Consider the following 16,847-nt stretch of genomic DNA (forward strand, 5'->3'; position numbering starts at 1 on the left):
CATGAGCAAGATCCTTATCCGCGGCGCGAAGGTCCTCGGCGGAGAGCCGCAGGACGTCCTCATCGAGGGCGAGAACATCGCCGCCACCGGCTCCGGACTCGACGCCGAGGGCGCCACCGTGATCGAGGCGGCCGGGCGGATCCTGCTGCCCGGCCTCGTCGACCTGCACACCCATCTGCGTGAGCCGGGACGCGAGGACTCCGAGACCGTCCTCACCGGCACCAAGGCGGCCGCGGTCGGCGGCTTCACCGCCGTCCACGCCATGGCCAACACCTTCCCGGTCGCCGACACCGCCGGTGTCGTCGAGCAGGTCTGGCGGCTCGGCAAGGAGTCCGGCTACTGCGACGTGCAGCCCGTCGGAGCCGTCACCGTCGGCCTGGAGGGCAAGCAGCTCGCCGAGCTCGGCGCCATGCACGACTCGGCCGCCGGGGTGAAGGTCTTCTCCGACGACGGCAAGTGCGTCGACGACGCCGTGATCATGCGCCGCGCGCTGGAGTACGTGAAGGCCTTCGACGGCGTCGTGGCCCAGCACGCCCAGGAACCCCGCCTCACCGAGGGCGCCCAGATGAACGAGGGCGTCGTCTCCGCCGAGCTCGGTCTCGGCGGCTGGCCCGCCGTCGCCGAGGAGTCGATCATCGCCCGCGACGTCCTCCTGGCCGCCCACGTCGGCTCCCGGGTGCACATCTGCCACCTGTCGACCGCCGGCTCCGTGGAGATCGTCCGCTGGGCCAAGTCCAAGGGCTGGGACGTCACCGCCGAGGTGACCCCGCACCACCTGCTGCTCACCGACGAACTCGTACGGACCTACAACCCCGTCTACAAGGTGAACCCGCCGCTGCGCACCGAGGCCGACGTCATGGCCCTGCGCGAGGCCCTCGCCGACGGCACCATCGACTGCGTGGCCACCGACCACGCCCCGCACCCGCACGAGGACAAGGACTGCGAGTGGGCCGCCGCCGCCATGGGCATGGTGGGCCTGGAGACCGCGCTCTCCGTGGTCCAGCAGACGATGGTGGACACCGGACTCCTCGACTGGGCGGGCGTCGCCGACCGGATGTCACTGCGCCCCGCGGCCATCGGCAGGCTCGAAGGACACGGCCGGCCCGTCTCGGCGGGTGAGCCCGCCAACCTCACCCTGGTCGATCCGTCATACCGTGGAGCCGTGGACCCCGCGGGCTTCGCCTCCCGCAGCCGCAACACTCCCTACGAGGGTCGCGAGCTGCCCGGCCGAGTGACCCACACCTTCCTGCGGGGCCGTGCCACGGTCGTCGACGGGAAGCTCGCGTGACAACACTCACCCCCAGTTATCAGCTCTACCGGATGGCCGCCGAGCAGAAGTCGGCCGAGGTGACGGACTGGTCCGCCCGCATCAGCTGGGTACTCGGACTGGTCGTATTCATCGCGTTCGTCTACTGGCTGATGCGCCAGGGATGGAAGTGGCGGGGAAGCCTGCAGTCCGGCCTGCCCGAGCTGGCCACCACCCCGGAGGGCTTCGCCGACGGTGAGACCCTGCTCACCCTCACCGGCCGCTACCACGCCTCGACGACCGCCGGGCAGTGGCTCGACCGGATCGTGGCGCACGGTCTCGGCACCCGCAGCCGGACCGAGCTGACCCTCACCGAGCAGGGCCTCGACGTCGTACGCCCCGGCGCGGCCGACTTCTTCGTGCCGGCCGCCGCCCTGCGCGAGGCCAGGCTCGACAAGGCGCTCGCCGGAAAGGTCCTCCCCGAGGGCGGCCTGCTGGTCATCACCTGGGCGCACGGCGACCAGCTGATCGACTCCGGCTTCCGCTCCGACCACGCGGCCGAGCACCAGGCGTGGGTCGACGCCGTCAACCACCTCGCCGGTACGTCCGGCGACCACCTCACCAGCACCACCACCAGCACGACGGAAGGCACCGCACGATGACGATCTCCACCCGGGGAGCCGGAAAAGCTCCCGCCGTACTCGTCCTGGAGGACGGCCGCTCCTTCCGCGGCCGTGCCTACGGGGCCGTGGGGGAGACCTTCGGCGAGGCGGTGTTCTCCACCGGCATGACCGGCTACCAGGAAACGCTGACCGACCCCTCGTACCACCGCCAGGTCGTCGTCATGACGGCCCCGCACGTCGGCAACACCGGCGTGAACGACGAGGACCCCGAGTCGAAGCGCATCTGGGTCTCCGGCTACGTCGTGCGCGACCCCGCCCGGGTTCCCTCCAACTGGCGCTCCCGTCGGTCGCTGGACGAGGAGCTCGCGAGCCAGGGTGTCGTCGGCATCAGCGGTATCGACACCCGCGCGCTCACCCGCCACCTGCGCGAGCGCGGCGCGATGCGCGTCGGCATCTTCTCCGGCAACGCCGTCCAGGACGAGGGCGTACTGCTCGCCAAGGTCCGCCAGGCGCCCGAGATGACGGGCGCCGACCTCGCGGCCGAGGTCGCCACCAAGGAGACGTACGTCGTCCCCGCGGTCGGCACCAAGAAGTTCACCGTCGCGGCGATCGACCTCGGCATCAAGGGCATGACCCCGCACCGCATGGCCGAGCGCGGCATCGAGGTGCACGTCCTGCCCGCCACCGCCACCCTGGAGGACGTGTACGCGGTCGAGCCCGACGGCGTGTTCTTCTCCAACGGCCCCGGCGACCCCTCCACCGCCGACCACCCGGTCTCCGTCATGCGCGGAGTCCTGGAGCGGAAGACCCCGCTCTTCGGCATCTGCTTCGGCAACCAGATCCTGGGCCGCTCGCTCGGCTTCGGCACCTACAAGCTGAAGTACGGCCACCGCGGCATCAACCAGCCGGTGCAGGACCGCACGACCGGCAAGGTCGAGGTCACCGCGCACAACCACGGCTTCGCCGTCGACGCCCCGCTCGACAGGGTCTCCGACACGGAGTTCGGCCGCGCCGAGGTCTCCCACGTATGCCTGAACGACCAGGTCGTCGAAGGGCTGCAGCTGCTCGACCAGCCGGCCTTCAGCGTCCAGTACCACCCCGAAGCAGCCGCGGGCCCGCACGACGCCGCGTACCTCTTCGACCGTTTCGTCACCCTGATGGAGGGCCAGCGTGCCTAAGCGCTCCGATATCCAGTCCGTCCTGGTCATCGGCTCCGGTCCGATCGTCATCGGGCAGGCAGCCGAGTTCGACTACTCCGGCACCCAGGCCTGCCGCGTGCTCAAGGCCGAGGGCCTGCGCGTCATCCTGGTGAACTCCAACCCGGCGACGATCATGACCGACCCGGAGATCGCCGACGCCACGTACGTCGAGCCGATCACCCCCGAGTTCGTCGAGAAGATCATCGCCAAGGAGCGCCCCGACGCGCTGCTCCCGACCCTGGGCGGCCAGACCGCGCTCAACACCGCGATCTCCATGCACGACAACGGTGTGCTGGAGAAGTACGGCGTCGAGCTCATCGGCGCCAACGTCGAGGCGATCAACAAGGGCGAGGACCGCGACCTCTTCAAGGGCGTCGTCGAGGCAGTCAAGGCCAAGATCGGATACGGCGAGTCCGCCCGGTCCGTCATCTGCCACACCATGGACGACGTCATCGCCGGCGTCGACACCCTCGGCGGCTACCCCGTCGTCGTCCGCCCCTCCTTCACCATGGGCGGCGCCGGCTCCGGCTTCGCCCACGACGAGGAGGAGCTGCGCCGTATCGCCGGACAGGGCCTCACGCTCTCGCCGACCACCGAGGTGCTCCTGGAGGAGTCCATCCTCGGCTGGAAGGAGTACGAGCTGGAGCTGATGCGCGACAAGAACGACAACGTGGTGGTCGTCTGCTCCATCGAGAACTTCGACCCGATGGGCGTCCACACCGGCGACTCGATCACGGTCGCCCCGGCGATGACGCTCACCGACCGTGAGTACCAGCGGCTGCGCGACGTCGGCATCGCGATCATCCGCGAGGTCGGCGTCGACACCGGCGGCTGCAACATCCAGTTCGCCATCGACCCCAGCGACGGCCGGGTCATCGTCATCGAGATGAACCCGCGCGTCTCCCGGTCCTCCGCGCTCGCCTCCAAGGCGACCGGCTTCCCGATCGCCAAGATCGCCGCCAAGCTGGCCGTCGGCTACACGCTGGACGAGATCCCCAACGACATCACCGAGAAGACGCCCGCCTCCTTCGAGCCGACCCTCGACTACGTCGTCGTCAAGGCACCCCGCTTCGCCTTCGAGAAGTTCCCGTCCGCCGACTCCACCCTCACCACCACCATGAAGTCGGTGGGCGAGGCCATGGCGATCGGACGCAACTTCACCGAGGCCCTGCAGAAGGCGCTGCGCTCCCTGGAGAAGAAGGGCTCGCAGTTCGCCTTCACCGGCCCGACGGGCGACAAGGCCGAGCTGCTCGCCGAGGCGGTCCGTCCCACGGACGGCCGCATCAACACCGTGATGCAGGCGATCCGCGCCGGCGCCACCCAGGAAGAGGTCTTCGACGCCACGAAGATCGACCCCTGGTTCGTCGACCAGCTCTTCCTGATCAAGGAGATCGCCGACGAGCTGGCCGCCGCCGAGCGCCTGGACGCCGAGCTGATCGCCGAGGCCAAGCGGCACGGCTTCTCCGACGCCCAGATCGGGGAGATCCGCGGCCTGCGCGAGGACGTCGTGCGCGAGGTCCGCCACGCCCTGGGCATCCGCCCGGTCTACAAGACGGTCGACACCTGCGCCGCCGAGTTCGCCGCGAAGACGCCGTACTTCTACTCCTCCTACGACGAGGAGACCGAGGTCGCGCCCCGGACCAAGCCCGCGGTGATCATCCTCGGCTCCGGCCCGAACCGCATCGGCCAGGGCATCGAGTTCGACTACTCGTGCGTCCACGCCTCGTTCGCCCTGCACGACGCGGGCTACGAGACCGTGATGGTCAACTGCAACCCGGAGACCGTCTCCACGGACTACGACACCTCCGACCGGCTCTACTTCGAGCCGCTCACCCTCGAGGACGTCCTGGAGATCGTGCACGCCGAGTCGCTGGCGGGCCCGATCGCCGGTGTCGTCGTCCAGCTCGGCGGCCAGACCCCGCTCGGCCTCTCGCAGGCGCTCAAGGACAACGGTGTTCCCGTCGTGGGCACGCCCCCCGAGGCGATCCACGCCGCCGAGGACCGCGGGGCCTTCGGCCGGGTCCTCGCCGAGGCCGGACTGCCGGCGCCGAAGCACGGCACCGCCACCACCTTCGCCGAGGCCAAGGCCATCGCCGACGAGATCGGCTACCCCGTCCTCGTGCGCCCCTCGTACGTGCTCGGCGGCCGCGGCATGGAGATCGTCTACGACGAGGCCCGCCTCTCCTCGTACATCGAGGAGTCCACCGAGATCAGCCCCACCCGGCCGGTCCTGGTCGACCGCTTCCTCGACGACGCGATCGAGATCGACGTCGACGCGCTCTACGACGGCACCGAGCTCTACCTCGGCGGCGTCATGGAGCACATCGAGGAGGCCGGCATCCACTCCGGCGACTCCGCCTGCGCGCTGCCCCCGATCACGCTCGGCGGCTACGACATCAAGCGGCTGCGGGCCTCCACCGAGGGCATCGCCAAGGGCGTCGGCGTCCGCGGACTGATCAACATCCAGTTCGCGCTCTCCGGCGACATCCTCTACGTGCTCGAGGCCAACCCGCGTGCCTCGCGCACCGTCCCCTTCACCTCGAAGGCGACCGCGGTGCCGCTCGCCAAGGCCGCCGCCCGCATCTCGCTGGGCGCGACCGTGGCGGAGCTGCGCGAGGAGGGGCTGCTGCCCAGGCACGGCGACGGCGGCACCCTGCCGCTCGACGCGCCGATCTCCGTCAAGGAGGCCGTCATGCCGTGGTCGCGCTTCCGCGACATCCAGGGCCGCGGCGTCGACACGGTCCTCGGCCCGGAGATGCGCTCCACCGGTGAGGTCATGGGCATCGACTCCGTCTTCGGCACGGCGTACGCCAAGTCGCAGGCCGGCGCCTACGGACCGCTGCCCACCAAGGGACGCGCCTTCATCTCGGTCGCCAACCGCGACAAGCGCACGATGATCTTCCCGGCGCGCGAGCTGGTCGCCCATGGCTTCGAGCTGATGGCCACCTCCGGCACCGCCGAGGTCCTCAAGCGCAACGGCATCAACGCCACGGTGGTGCGCAAGCTCTCCGAGGGCGAGGGCCCGAACGGCGAGAAGACCATCGTCCAGCTGATCCACGACGGCGAGGTCGACCTCATCGTCAACACGCCGTACGGGACGGGCGGCCGGCTCGACGGCTACGAGATCCGCACCGCGGCCGTCGCCCGGTCCGTGCCGTGCCTCACCACGGTCCAGGCGCTCGCCGCCGCCGTGCAGGGCATCGACGCGCTGAACCACGGCGGTGTCGGCGTACGTTCCCTCCAGGAACACGCGGAACATCTGACCGCGGCCCGCGACTAGCAGCCAGGCCCAGCAGGGGGACACCGGAAACGGTGTCCCCCTCTTCATGAGGACACCGTGATGTACAAACTCTTCTTCCAGCTGGTCTTCAAGCGGATGGACCCGGAGCAGGCCCACCACCTGGCGTTCCGGTGGATCCGGCTCGCCGCCCGCACCCCCGTGCTGCGCACCTTCGTCGCCGCCGCGCTCGCCCCCCGCCACGAGGAGCTGCGCACCGAGGCCCTCGGACTGCGGATGCACGGCCCCTTCGGACTCGCCGCCGGCTTCGACAAGAACGCCGTCGCCATAGACGGCATGTCCATGCTCGGCTTCGACCACATCGAGATCGGCACGGTCACCGGGGAGCCGCAGCCCGGAAACCCGAGGAAGCGGTTGTTCCGCCTGGTCGCGGACCGCGCGCTGATCAACCGCATGGGCTTCAACAACGAGGGCTCGGCGGCCGTGGCGGAGCGCCTCGCCGCCCGCACCCCCGTCTTCCGCACGACCGTCGGCGTCAACATCGGCAAGACCAAGGTCGTCCCCGAGGCCGAGGCCGTGGGCGACTACGTGAAGTCCACCGAGCGGCTCGCCGTCCACGCCGACTACCTCGTGGTCAACGTCTCGTCGCCCAACACGCCCGGTCTGCGCAACCTCCAGGCGACCGAGGCGCTGCGTCCGCTGCTCACCGCCGTGCGCGAGGCCGCCGACCGCACCGTCACCGACCGGCGCGTCCCGCTGCTGGTCAAGATCGCCCCCGACCTCGCCGACGAGGACGTCGACGCGGTCGCCGACCTGGCCGTCGAGCTCGGTCTGGACGGCATCATCGCCACCAACACCACCATCGCCCGCGACGGCCTGGGCCTGAGGTCCGACGCCTCCCTGGTCCAGGAGACCGGCGGGCTCTCCGGCGCACCCCTCAAGGAGCGCTCCCTGGAGGTCCTGAGCCGCCTGTACGCGCGCGTGGGGACCCGGCTCACCCTGGTGGGCGTCGGGGGCATCGAGAACGCCGAGGACGCCTGGCAGCGCATCCTGGCCGGCGCCACCCTCGTCCAGGGTTACAGCGCCTTCATCTACGAGGGCCCGTTCTACGCCCGCGCGATCCACAAGGGTCTGGCCGCCCGGCTGGCCGCCTCCCCGTACGCCACCCTCGCCGAAGCCGTCGGCGCCGAGACACGGAAGGTCACGCGATGACCCCTGAACCCTTCGGCGCGCGTCTGCGCCACGCCATGGACACCCGCGGGCCGCTCTGCGTCGGCATCGACCCGCACGCCTCCTTGCTCGGTTCCTGGGGCCTGAACGACGACGTCGCGGGCCTCGAGCGCTTCACACGCACGGTCGTGGAGGCACTGGCCGACCGCGTCGCCGTGCTCAAGCCGCAGTCGGCCTTCTTCGAGCGCTTCGGCTCGCGCGGCGTCGCGGTCCTGGAGAAGGCGGTCGAGGAGGCCCGCGCGGCGGGGGCCCTCGTGCTCATGGACGCCAAGCGGGGCGACATCGGCTCCACGATGGGCGCCTACGCCGCCACCTACCTCGACAAGGACTCGCCGCTCTTCTCGGACGCGGTCACCGTCTCGCCCTACCTCGGCTTCGGCTCGCTGCGCCCGGCGCTCGACGCCGCCGAGGTCTCCGGCGCGGGCGTCTTCGTACTCGCCCTCACCTCCAACCCGGAAGGTGCCGAGGTCCAGCGCGCCACCTCCGCCGACGGCCGGTCGCTCGCCCAGCTGATGCTCGACCACATGGCGGCCGAGAACGCGGGCGCGACGCCGCTCGGCTCCGTCGGGGCCGTGGTCGGCGCCACCCTCGGGGACACGGGAGCCGACCTGTCGATCAACGGTCCGCTCCTCGCCCCCGGCATCGGCGCCCAGGGCGCCACGCCGGCCGATCTCCCGCGGGTCTTCGGCGCCGCGGTACGCAACGTCGTGCCGAGCGTGAGCCGGGGGGTGCTGCGCCACGGACCGGACGTATCAGGGCTGCGCGAAGCCGCCGGACGGTTCGCGGACGAGGTCCGAACGGCCGTCCCGGAAAGCTGACCATGCCACGTAACAGCCTGTTGACGGAATCCTGACCAAAATTCCGGGTTGTTATGGGCTGAATGTCCGGGTCGGTGCCAGCTGACCAGGACTTTTCGTCTGTTCTCGCTGACTCAGGCGGCCGTGGCCGCTAGTCTCCGTCGAGAGCCAACGAGTACACGTTGTTCGTTGCTCACCAGGTGCGGAGCCATCCAGGCCCCGTACCGGTCCGTATCCGACAGATCGACATCCGAGGTGACGTAGGCGTGGCTCTTCCGCCCCTTACCCCTGAACAGCGCGCAGCCGCGCTCGAAAAGGCCGCCGCGGCTCGCCGGGAGCGGGCCGAGGTCAAGAATCGACTCAAGCACTCCGGCGCCTCGCTCCATGAGGTCATCAAGCAGGGCCAGGAGAACGACGTCATCGGCAAGATGAAGGTCTCCGCTCTTCTCGAGTCCCTGCCGGGCGTGGGCAAGGTCCGCGCCAAGCAGATCATGGAACGGCTCGGCATTTCCGAGAGCCGCCGGGTCCGGGGTCTCGGCTCCAACCAGATCGCATCCCTGGAGCGTGAGTTCGGCGGCAGCGCCGCCTGACGTTCTCAGGCACTCCTGAGAACGGGGATAATCGCCCCATGGCTGCAACATCCCGGGGGACGTCCCCCGTACCCCCGGACGTACGTCCGCGGCTGACCGTGCTCTCCGGCCCCTCCGGGGTCGGCAAGAGCACGGTCGTCGCTCATATGCGCACCGTGCACCCCGAGGTCTGGCTCTCGGTGTCGGCGACGACCCGTAAGCCGCGCCCCGGTGAGCGCAACGGTGTCCACTACTTCTTCGTGGACGACGAGGAGTTCGACAAGCTGATCGCCAACGGCGAGCTGCTGGAGTGGGCCGAGTTCGCCGGCAACCGCTACGGCACGCCCCGCCGGGCCGTGCTCGACCGCCTGGAGGCGGGCGAGCCGGTACTGCTGGAGATCGACCTGCAGGGCGCACGGCTGGTCCGCCAGTCGATGCCCGAGGCGCTGCTCGTCTTCCTCGCACCGCCCGGCTGGGACGAGCTGGTGCGCCGGCTCACCGGCCGCGGCACCGAGGCGCCCGACGTGATCGAGCGGCGACTGGCGGCGGCGAAGGTCGAACTGGCCGCGGAGGAGGAGTTCGACACGACGCTCGTCAACACCTCCGTCGAGGACGTCGCACGCGAGCTGCTAACGTTGATGCTGCAGGCTTCCGGCCTCCGCGGCAGTGACGACTGACCTCAACGGTCCACACACGTCCGCGGACGCAGAGCACCACTGCGGAACCAGCATGATCAAAGATCTCTTTGATCTCTATCCCCTTCGGAAGGCAGAGAGTGTCCTCTTCCATCACCACGCCCGAGGGCATCATCAACCCGCCGATTGATGAGCTCCTCGAGGCCACCGACTCGAAGTACAGCCTCGTGATCTACGCCGCCAAGCGCGCGCGTCAGATCAACGCGTACTACTCGCAGCTCGGCGAAGGCCTCCTCGAGTACGTCGGTCCGCTCGTCGACACCCACGTGCACGAGAAGCCGCTCTCGATCGCGCTCCGCGAGATCAACGCGGGTCTGCTGACCTCCGAGGCCATCGAGGGCCCCGCGCAGTAAGCAGGCGGCACGCAGGAAACGCACCTTCACCACAGGCCCGGCGGCCATCCACCGCCGGGCCTGTGGTGTGTCCCGCCCCGGGCCCGCCGGAGCGGACCGGCGGCGGTGAGGCAGCATGGGGGCGTACGTCATGAGGCCGCACGCGAGTGCGCAGAGACACGAGTGCGGGGAGACGCAGTGGAGAAGCCGAAGGTCGTCCTGGGGGTCAGCGGAGGCATCGCCGCGTACAAGGCGTGCGAACTGCTCCGCAGGCTGACCGAGTCCGGCCACGACGTACGGGTCGTGCCGACCGAGGCGTCGCTGAACTTCGTCGGGGCCGCCACCTGGTCGGCCCTCTCCGGGAACCCCGTGTCGACCGAGGTCTGGGAGAGCGTGCACGAGGTGCCGCACGTCCGGATCGGACAGGCGGCGGATCTCGTCGTGGTCGCCCCGGCCACCGCGGACATGCTCGCCAGGGCCGCCCACGGCCTGGCGGACGACCTCCTCACCAACACCCTGCTCACCGCGCGCTGTCCGGTCGTCTTCGCGCCGGCGATGCACACGGAGATGTGGGAGCACCCCGCCACGCAGGAGAACGTCGCCACCCTGCGCCGCCGCGGCGCCGTCGTCATCGAGCCGGCCGTCGGCAGGCTCACCGGCGTGGACACGGGCAAGGGCCGGCTGCCGGATCCCGGGGAGATCTTCGAGGTCTGCCGTCGCGTCCTCGCCCGCGGTCCCGGCGCCCGCGACCTCGCGGGCCGGCACGTGGTGATCAGCGCGGGCGGCACCCGTGAGCCGCTCGACCCGGTGCGCTACCTGGGCAACCGGTCCTCGGGGAAGCAGGGCTACGCCCTCGCGCGTACCGCTGTCGCGCGGGGCGCCCGGGTGACGCTGATCGAGGCCAACACGGGGCTCCCCGACCCCGCGGGCGCCGACGTCGTACGGGCCGGGACCGCCGTCCAGCTGCGCGAGGCCGTGCTGAAGGCGTCGGCCGACGCCGACGTGGTGGTGATGGCCGCGGCGGTCGCCGACTTCCGGCCCGCGGCCTACGCGTCGGGCAAGATCAAGAAGAAGGACGGCCAGGAGCCGGCGCCGATCACGCTCGTCCGCAACCCCGACATCCTCGCCGAGGTCGCCGCCGACCGGGCCCGGCCCGGACAGCTCGTTGTCGGATTCGCCGCCGAGACCGACGACGTCCTTGCCAACGGGCGCGAGAAGCTCCGCCGCAAGGGCTGCGACCTCCTCGTCGTGAACGAGGTGGGGGAGCGCAAGACCTTCGGGTCCGAGGAGAACGAAGCGGTCGTGCTCGGATCCGACGGCGGCGAGACCGCTGTGCCGTACGGGCCGAAGGAAGCGCTTGCCGACACGGTATGGGACCTCGTGACCGCCCGTTTCGGTTAGATTGCACAGATGCCGCTCCGGCTCGAGGGAACTCACGACGAACGTCGATGCCGCGCACCCGGAAGGAGGGATTGTCGTACTGCCGTCAACAGTGCCGCAGATCACAGACCTCCCAAGGGGCGAGACGCGTGACCCAACCACCGGAAGCGACCGATAAACTGGTCGACGGAATGTGCCGGGCGCAGCTCCCGGAGTTCCATCAATGATCAGCCAGCAGCCGCTGCAACCCCAGGGAGCGATGTGTCCCGCCGTCTCTTCACCTCGGAGTCCGTCACCGAGGGCCACCCCGACAAGATCGCTGACCAGATCAGCGACACGATTCTCGACGCGCTCCTGACCGAGGACCCCACCTCGCGCGTCGCCGTCGAGACCCTGATCACCACCGGTCTGGTGCATGTCGCGGGTGAGGTCACGACCAAGGCCTACGCCGATATCCCCAACCTCGTGCGCAACAAGGTGCTGGAGATCGGCTACGACTCCTCCAAGAAGGGCTTCGACGGAGCCTCCTGCGGCGTTTCGGTGTCCATCGGGGCGCAGTCCCCGGACATCGCCCAGGGCGTCGACACGGCCTACGAGAAGCGCGTCGAGGGTGCCTCCCGCCGTGAGGAGGAGGACGAGCTCGACAAGCAGGGCGCCGGCGACCAGGGCCTGATGTTCGGCTACGCCTGCGACGAGACGCCCGAGCTGATGCCGCTGCCGATCTACCTCGCGCACCGTCTCTCGCGCCGGCTCTCCGAGGTCCGCAAGAACGGGACCATCCCGTACCTGCGCCCCGACGGCAAGACCCAGGTCACCATCGAGTACGACGGTGACAAGGCCGTCCGCCTCGACACGGTCGTCGTCTCCTCGCAGCACGCGTCCGACATCGACCTGGACTCGCTGCTCGCGCCCGACATCCGCGAGTTCGTCGTCGAGCACGTCCTGAACCAGCTCATCGAGGACGGCATCAAGCTGGACACCGAGGGCTACCGCCTGCTGGTGAACCCGACCGGCCGCTTCGAGATCGGTGGCCCGATGGGCGACGCCGGCCTCACCGGCCGCAAGATCATCATCGACACCTACGGCGGCATGGCCCGTCACGGCGGCGGCGCCTTCTCCGGCAAGGACCCGTCCAAGGTCGACCGCTCGGCCGCCTACGCCATGCGCTGGGTCGCCAAGAACGTCGTCGCGGCCGGGCTCGCCACACGCTGCGAGGTCCAGGTCGCCTACGCGATCGGCAAGGCCGAGCCGGTGGGCCTGTTCGTCGAGACCTTCGGCACCGCAGCGGTCGACACGGAGAAGATCGAGCATGCCATCGGCGAGGTCTTCGACCTGCGCCCGGCCGCGATCATCCGCGACCTCGACCTGCTCCGCCCGATCTACGCCCAGACCGCCGCGTACGGACACTTCGGCCGCGAGCTCCCGGACTTCACCTGGGAGCGGACCGACCGTGTGGACGCGCTGCGCGCGGCCGCGGGGCTGTAGCACGCGGGTAGTTCTCACACCGGGGCCCGGACACCGCACGCGGTGTCCGGGCCCCGGTGCGTGCCCCGTTCCGCCCGCCCGGGACGTGTCAGTGGTGTCTGGTAGGAAGGTGGCTGTGAGCAGCGACGACGAGCAGTCCGAGGAGCCCGGGGCCGGGGCGCCGGAGCAGCTTGCGCTCATCCGGGAGACGGTGCGCCGGGCCAAGGTGCCCCGGGCCAAGCCGCGCACCTGGCGGGGCGCCCCGCTCGCCGAGGAGCTGCCGGTCGCCCGCGTCCTGGTGAACAGGGGCGCGCTCCACCTCGACCAGTACTTCGACTACGCCGTCCCCGAGGAACTCGACGCGGAAGCCCGGCCCGGCGTCCGCGTCCGGGTGCGGTTCGGGGCCGGAGGACGCCAGGTCCGCGGCGGGAGGCGCGAGGGCGGCGGCCTGGTCGACGGCTTCCTGATCGAGCGCCGCGCCTCCTCGGACTACCAGGGAGCCCTGGCGGCCCTCGCCTACGTCGTCTCACCCGAGCCGGTGCTCGGCCCGGAGCTGCTGGAGCTCTCGCGGGCCGTCGCCGACCGCTACGCCGGCAGCCTCGCCGACGTGCTGCAGCTCGCCGTGCCTCCGAGGAACGGACGCGCCGAGGGCAAGCCGTCGCCCGCGCCCCTGCCGCCGCCCCCCGCCCCCTCGCCCGGCTCCTGGGAGCGGTACGCCCAGGGCCCCGGCTTCCTGCGTGCGCTCGCGGAGGGCGGCGCGCCCCGGGCCGTGTGGACCGCGCTCCCCGGACCGCACTGGCCCGAGGAGATCGCCCGCGCCATGGCCGCCACCCTCGCCTCGGGCCGGGGCGCGCTCGTGGTCGTCCCGGACGGACGGACTGCCGGGCGGGTCGACGCCGCGCTCACCGAGGTGCTGGGAGAGGGGCGGCACGCGCTGCTGACCGCCGACTCCGGACCCGAGAAGCGCTACCGGCAGTGGCTGGCGGTCCGGCGAGGTTCCGTGCGGGCGGTGGTGGGGACCAGGGCCGCGATGTTCGCCCCGGTCGCCGATCTGGGCCTCGTGGCCCTCTGGGACGACGGGGACTCCAGCCACAGCGACGACAACGCGCCCTTCCCGCACGTCAGGGAGGTTCTGGAGCTGAGGGCGGCGCACGGCCGCTGCGGCTTCCTGCTGGGCGGCACGAACTGCACGGTGGAGGCCGCCCAGCTGGTGGAGAACGGCTGGGCCCTGCCCCTGCGCCCGGACCGGGAGCAGCTGCGGATCGCGGCGCCCCTGGTGCGTACGGTCGGCGACGGTGAGCTCGCGCGCGACGGCGCCGCGCGCTCGGCGCGACTGCCCAGCCTCGCCTGGCAGACCGTCCGGGACGGCCTGCGCAGCGGTCCCGTGCTCGTGCAGGTGCCTCGCCGGGGTTACGCTCCCCGGCTGTCCTGCGAGCGCTGCCGCGAACCCGCCCGGTGCCGGCACTGCGCGGGGCCGCTGCAGGCCCCTGACCAGCAGGATCTCAACTGCGCGTGGTGCGGGCGGGCCGAGACGGCGTGGAACTGCCCGACGTGTGGCGGCGTACGCCTGCGGGCCCGGATCGTCGGGGCGAGACGGACCGCCGAGGAGCTGGGGCGGGCGTTTCCCGCCGTCCCGGTGCGGACGTCCGGCCGGGATCACGTACTGGACTCCGTTCCCGGCCTGCCCGCCCTCGTCGTCAGCACCCCCGGGGCCGAGCCGGTCGCCGAGGGCGGTTACGCGGCGGCGCTGCTGCTGGACGGCTGGGCGATGGTCGGCCGGCCCGACCTGCGGGCGGGGGAGGAGGCCCTGCGGCGCTGGACGGCCGCCGCCGCACTGGTGCGGGGCCGTCCGGAGGGGGGCACGGTGGTGATCGTGGCAGAGCCGACGCTGGCGCCGGTGCAGGCCCTGGTCCGCTGGGATCCGGTCGGCCACGCCCGACGTGAACTCGCGGAACGCGCGGAGCTCGGTTTCCCGCCGGTGTCCAGGATGGCTTCGGTGACCGGACCGCCCGAGGCGGTGGCCGCCTACCTCGCCGGTGCGGAACTCCCGCCCGAGGCGCAGGTGCTCGGTCCGGTGCCGGTACCGGCAGGTGCTCCCGGCAGACCCCGCAGGCAGGGGGACGCCCCGCCGGGCGAGACCTGGGAGCGGGCGCTGGTCAGGGTCCCGCCCGGGCGGGGAGCCGCGCTGGCCGCCGCACTGAAGGCGGCTCAGGCCGCGCGGACCGCCAGAGGCACCGGGGACCCCGTACGGATCCGGATCGATCCGCCGGACATCGGCTGACGCGGGGCGGGTCGACGGTAGGACACGGAGGACGGGCCCGGCAGCATCTCCGTCGCCGTCCTCAGCCGTTGCGCGGGCCGGGGAAGGCGCCGGGGCGGTCCGACGGCTGCGGCGGCATCGAGCGGGCGGCCGGCACCGCCGGCACGGCGGGGGACGACCCCGGCGCCGCGGGTACGGTCCGGGTCGTGCTCTCCGACGCCGCTTCGGCCGCCCCCGGCTGAGGGGTGGCGCGGCGCGCGCCGTAACGACGGTGCACCGCCTGCTTGGTGACCCCGAGGGCGGATCCCACCGCGTCCCACGAGAAGCCGAGCGAGCGGTCGAAGTCCACCGCGGCGGTGACCAGCGTCTCGACACTGTCGCGCAGTTCCTGGGCGAGCCGGACCGTCGGGGCGGGTGCCCTGCCGTAGACGACGAAGCCCGTGGAAGGGCCCGTGCGGCGAGGGCGGTAGACGTTGCCCAGCTGTGCGGTGAGGGTACGCAGCGCGTCCACCTGCCGCCGGACCCGCTCGATGTCCCGCACCAACAGGTGCAGGCTGGCACGCGCTTGGGCGTCGTGGGTTGCGTGGTCGGCCATGAACAAGCCTTTCGAACCGGCGTTGAAAGGGATCGGACCGCCCGAGGACGGTCCACTTCGGTCAATCTCACTTGACCAACGCGTCACCCGGCCATGTGGTCACGCAACTGGGGCGTACGCGTGTCCGCGTGGGGGCGCGTGGACACGCGTACGCCCCCTGCCCGCCGGTCCAGGACAGCCGGGGCGGGCCGGGCGGTGGCGCGGCGCCACCCCTAGACTGGTGTGCTGCTCGCCACGTACGTTCCGCCCGAGAGGCAGTCCGCCACCCATGAAGCTCGTCTTCGCAGGCACCCCCGAGGTCGCCGTTCCCGCCCTGGACGCCCTGATCGCCTCCGGCCGCCACGAGGTGGCCGCCGTGGTGACGCGCCCCGACGCACCGGCCGGACGGGGGCGCCGGCTGGTCGCCAGCCCGGTCGCCGAACGGGCCGAGGAGGCGGGCATCGAGGTCCTCAAGCCGGCCAAGCCGCGAGACGAGGAGTTCCTGGCACGGCTGCGGGAGATCGCGCCGGACTGCTGCCCCGTCGTCGCGTACGGCGCGCTGCTGCCCAAGGTGGCGCTCGACATCCCCGCGCGTGGCTGGGTCAACCTGCACTTCTCGCTGCTGCCCGCCTGGCGTGGGGCCGCGCCCGTGCAGCACTCCGTGATGGCCGGCGACGAGGTCACCGGCGCGTCGACCTTCCTGATCGAGGAGGGCCTGGACTCCGGACCGGTGTACGGCGTCCTGACCGAGGAGGTCCGGCCCACCGACACCAGCGGTGATCTGCTCACCCGCCTCGCCTTCGCCGGAGCCGGGCTGCTCGCCGCGACCATGGACGGCATCGAGGACGGCACCCTGCACGCCGTCCCGCAGCCCGCCGAGGGAGTCACCCTCGCACCCAAGATCACCGTCGAGGACGCCCAGGTGCAGTGGTCCGCGCCCGCGCTCCGCGTCGACCGCGTGGTGCGCGGCTGCACCCCGGCCCCCGGCGCGTGGACCCTGTTCCGGGGGGAACGCCTCAAGCTGGTCCAGGCCGCGCCCGTGCTGGACCGCACCGATCTGGCCCCGGGCGAGCTCTCCGCGGGCAAGAACAACGTGTACGTGGGCACCGGCTCGCACGCCGTGGAACTCCTCTGGGTCCAGCCCCAGGGCAAGAAGCCGATGCGGGCCGCCGACTGGGCCCGCGGGGTGCGCATCGCCCACGGGGAACTGCTGGGGCTCTGAGCCGCGGCGCCCAGGGAC

Annotated in this window: 14 protein-coding genes; 13 read left to right on the forward strand and 1 reads right to left on the reverse strand. The window is 71.5% G+C overall.

Features of this window, described 5'->3' with window-relative positions:
- Position 1: 1 nt before the first annotated feature.
- The 12 genes from IA22_RS0119585 to IA22_RS0119640 all read left to right on the forward strand — a co-directional run bounded on the left by IA22_RS0119585 (position 2) and on the right by IA22_RS0119640 (position 15,054).
- A complete protein-coding gene (locus IA22_RS0119585) occupies positions 2-1,288 on the forward strand; it encodes a dihydroorotase (protein ID WP_014157381.1) in 1,287 nt (428 codons plus the stop codon).
- Positions 1,285-1,908, forward strand: a complete 624-nt coding sequence (locus IA22_RS0119590; RefSeq protein WP_014157382.1) for a PH-like domain-containing protein — start codon at positions 1,285-1,287, stop codon at positions 1,906-1,908. The genes IA22_RS0119585 and IA22_RS0119590 overlap by 4 nt, the downstream gene beginning before the upstream one ends.
- Positions 1,905-3,047 carry a glutamine-hydrolyzing carbamoyl-phosphate synthase small subunit gene (carA, locus tag IA22_RS0119595; protein ID WP_014157383.1) on the forward strand — a complete coding sequence of 381 codons (1,143 nt, stop codon included), beginning with the start codon at positions 1,905-1,907 and terminating at the stop codon, positions 3,045-3,047. The genes IA22_RS0119590 and carA overlap by 4 nt, the downstream gene beginning before the upstream one ends.
- Positions 3,040-6,348 (forward strand): carbamoyl-phosphate synthase large subunit, encoded by a 3,309-nt coding sequence (gene carB / locus IA22_RS0119600; RefSeq protein ID WP_014157384.1) that lies wholly within the window; start codon positions 3,040-3,042, stop codon positions 6,346-6,348. The genes carA and carB overlap by 8 nt, the downstream gene beginning before the upstream one ends.
- A gap of 60 nt (positions 6,349-6,408) precedes the next feature.
- Complete coding sequence (locus IA22_RS0119605) at positions 6,409-7,518, forward strand: quinone-dependent dihydroorotate dehydrogenase (RefSeq protein WP_030124309.1); 1,110 nt, start codon at positions 6,409-6,411, stop codon at positions 7,516-7,518.
- Positions 7,515-8,354, forward strand: coding sequence for an orotidine-5'-phosphate decarboxylase (gene pyrF / locus IA22_RS0119610; RefSeq protein ID WP_014157386.1), 840 nt, complete (start codon positions 7,515-7,517; stop codon positions 8,352-8,354). Before IA22_RS0119605 ends, pyrF begins: the two co-directional genes overlap by 4 nt.
- 245 nt (positions 8,355-8,599) lie before the next feature.
- Positions 8,600-8,923, forward strand: coding sequence for an integration host factor (locus IA22_RS0119615; protein WP_014157387.1), 324 nt, complete (start codon positions 8,600-8,602; stop codon positions 8,921-8,923).
- Positions 8,924-8,961: 38 nt separating this feature from the next.
- Positions 8,962-9,579, forward strand: coding sequence for a guanylate kinase (gene gmk, locus IA22_RS0119620; protein WP_014157388.1), 618 nt, complete (start codon positions 8,962-8,964; stop codon positions 9,577-9,579).
- A gap of 98 nt (positions 9,580-9,677) precedes the next feature.
- A complete protein-coding gene (gene rpoZ / locus IA22_RS0119625; RefSeq protein ID WP_003970369.1) occupies positions 9,678-9,950 on the forward strand; it encodes a DNA-directed RNA polymerase subunit omega in 273 nt (90 codons plus the stop codon).
- A gap of 177 nt (positions 9,951-10,127) precedes the next feature.
- Positions 10,128-11,330 carry a bifunctional phosphopantothenoylcysteine decarboxylase/phosphopantothenate--cysteine ligase CoaBC gene (coaBC, locus tag IA22_RS0119630; RefSeq protein WP_030124311.1) on the forward strand — a complete coding sequence of 401 codons (1,203 nt, stop codon included), beginning with the start codon at positions 10,128-10,130 and terminating at the stop codon, positions 11,328-11,330.
- Between the two features lie 240 nt (positions 11,331-11,570).
- Positions 11,571-12,794 carry a methionine adenosyltransferase gene (metK, locus tag IA22_RS0119635; protein ID WP_014157390.1) on the forward strand — a complete coding sequence of 408 codons (1,224 nt, stop codon included), beginning with the start codon at positions 11,571-11,573 and terminating at the stop codon, positions 12,792-12,794.
- A 115-nt stretch (positions 12,795-12,909) separates the two neighbouring features.
- Positions 12,910-15,054 carry a primosomal protein N' gene (locus IA22_RS0119640; protein ID WP_015576376.1) on the forward strand — a complete coding sequence of 715 codons (2,145 nt, stop codon included), beginning with the start codon at positions 12,910-12,912 and terminating at the stop codon, positions 15,052-15,054.
- Positions 15,055-15,115: 61 nt separating this feature from the next.
- Here IA22_RS0119640 and IA22_RS0119645 read toward each other — a convergent pair whose 3' ends face one another.
- Positions 15,116-15,628, reverse strand: coding sequence for a hypothetical protein (locus tag IA22_RS0119645; protein ID WP_014157392.1), 513 nt, complete (start codon positions 15,626-15,628; stop codon positions 15,116-15,118).
- Between the two features lie 268 nt (positions 15,629-15,896).
- Here IA22_RS0119645 and fmt point away from each other — a divergent pair, with 268 nt between their 5' ends.
- Positions 15,897-16,829: a methionyl-tRNA formyltransferase gene (fmt, locus tag IA22_RS0119650; protein ID WP_030124312.1), complete on the forward strand. Its 933-nt coding sequence runs from the start codon at positions 15,897-15,899 to the stop codon at positions 16,827-16,829.
- The last annotated feature ends 18 nt before the right edge of the window (positions 16,830-16,847 follow it).

This window comes from Kitasatospora papulosa, from assembly GCF_000717245.1.
GTDB classification, from domain to species: Bacteria; Actinomycetota; Actinomycetes; order Streptomycetales; family Streptomycetaceae; genus Streptomyces; species Streptomyces papulosus.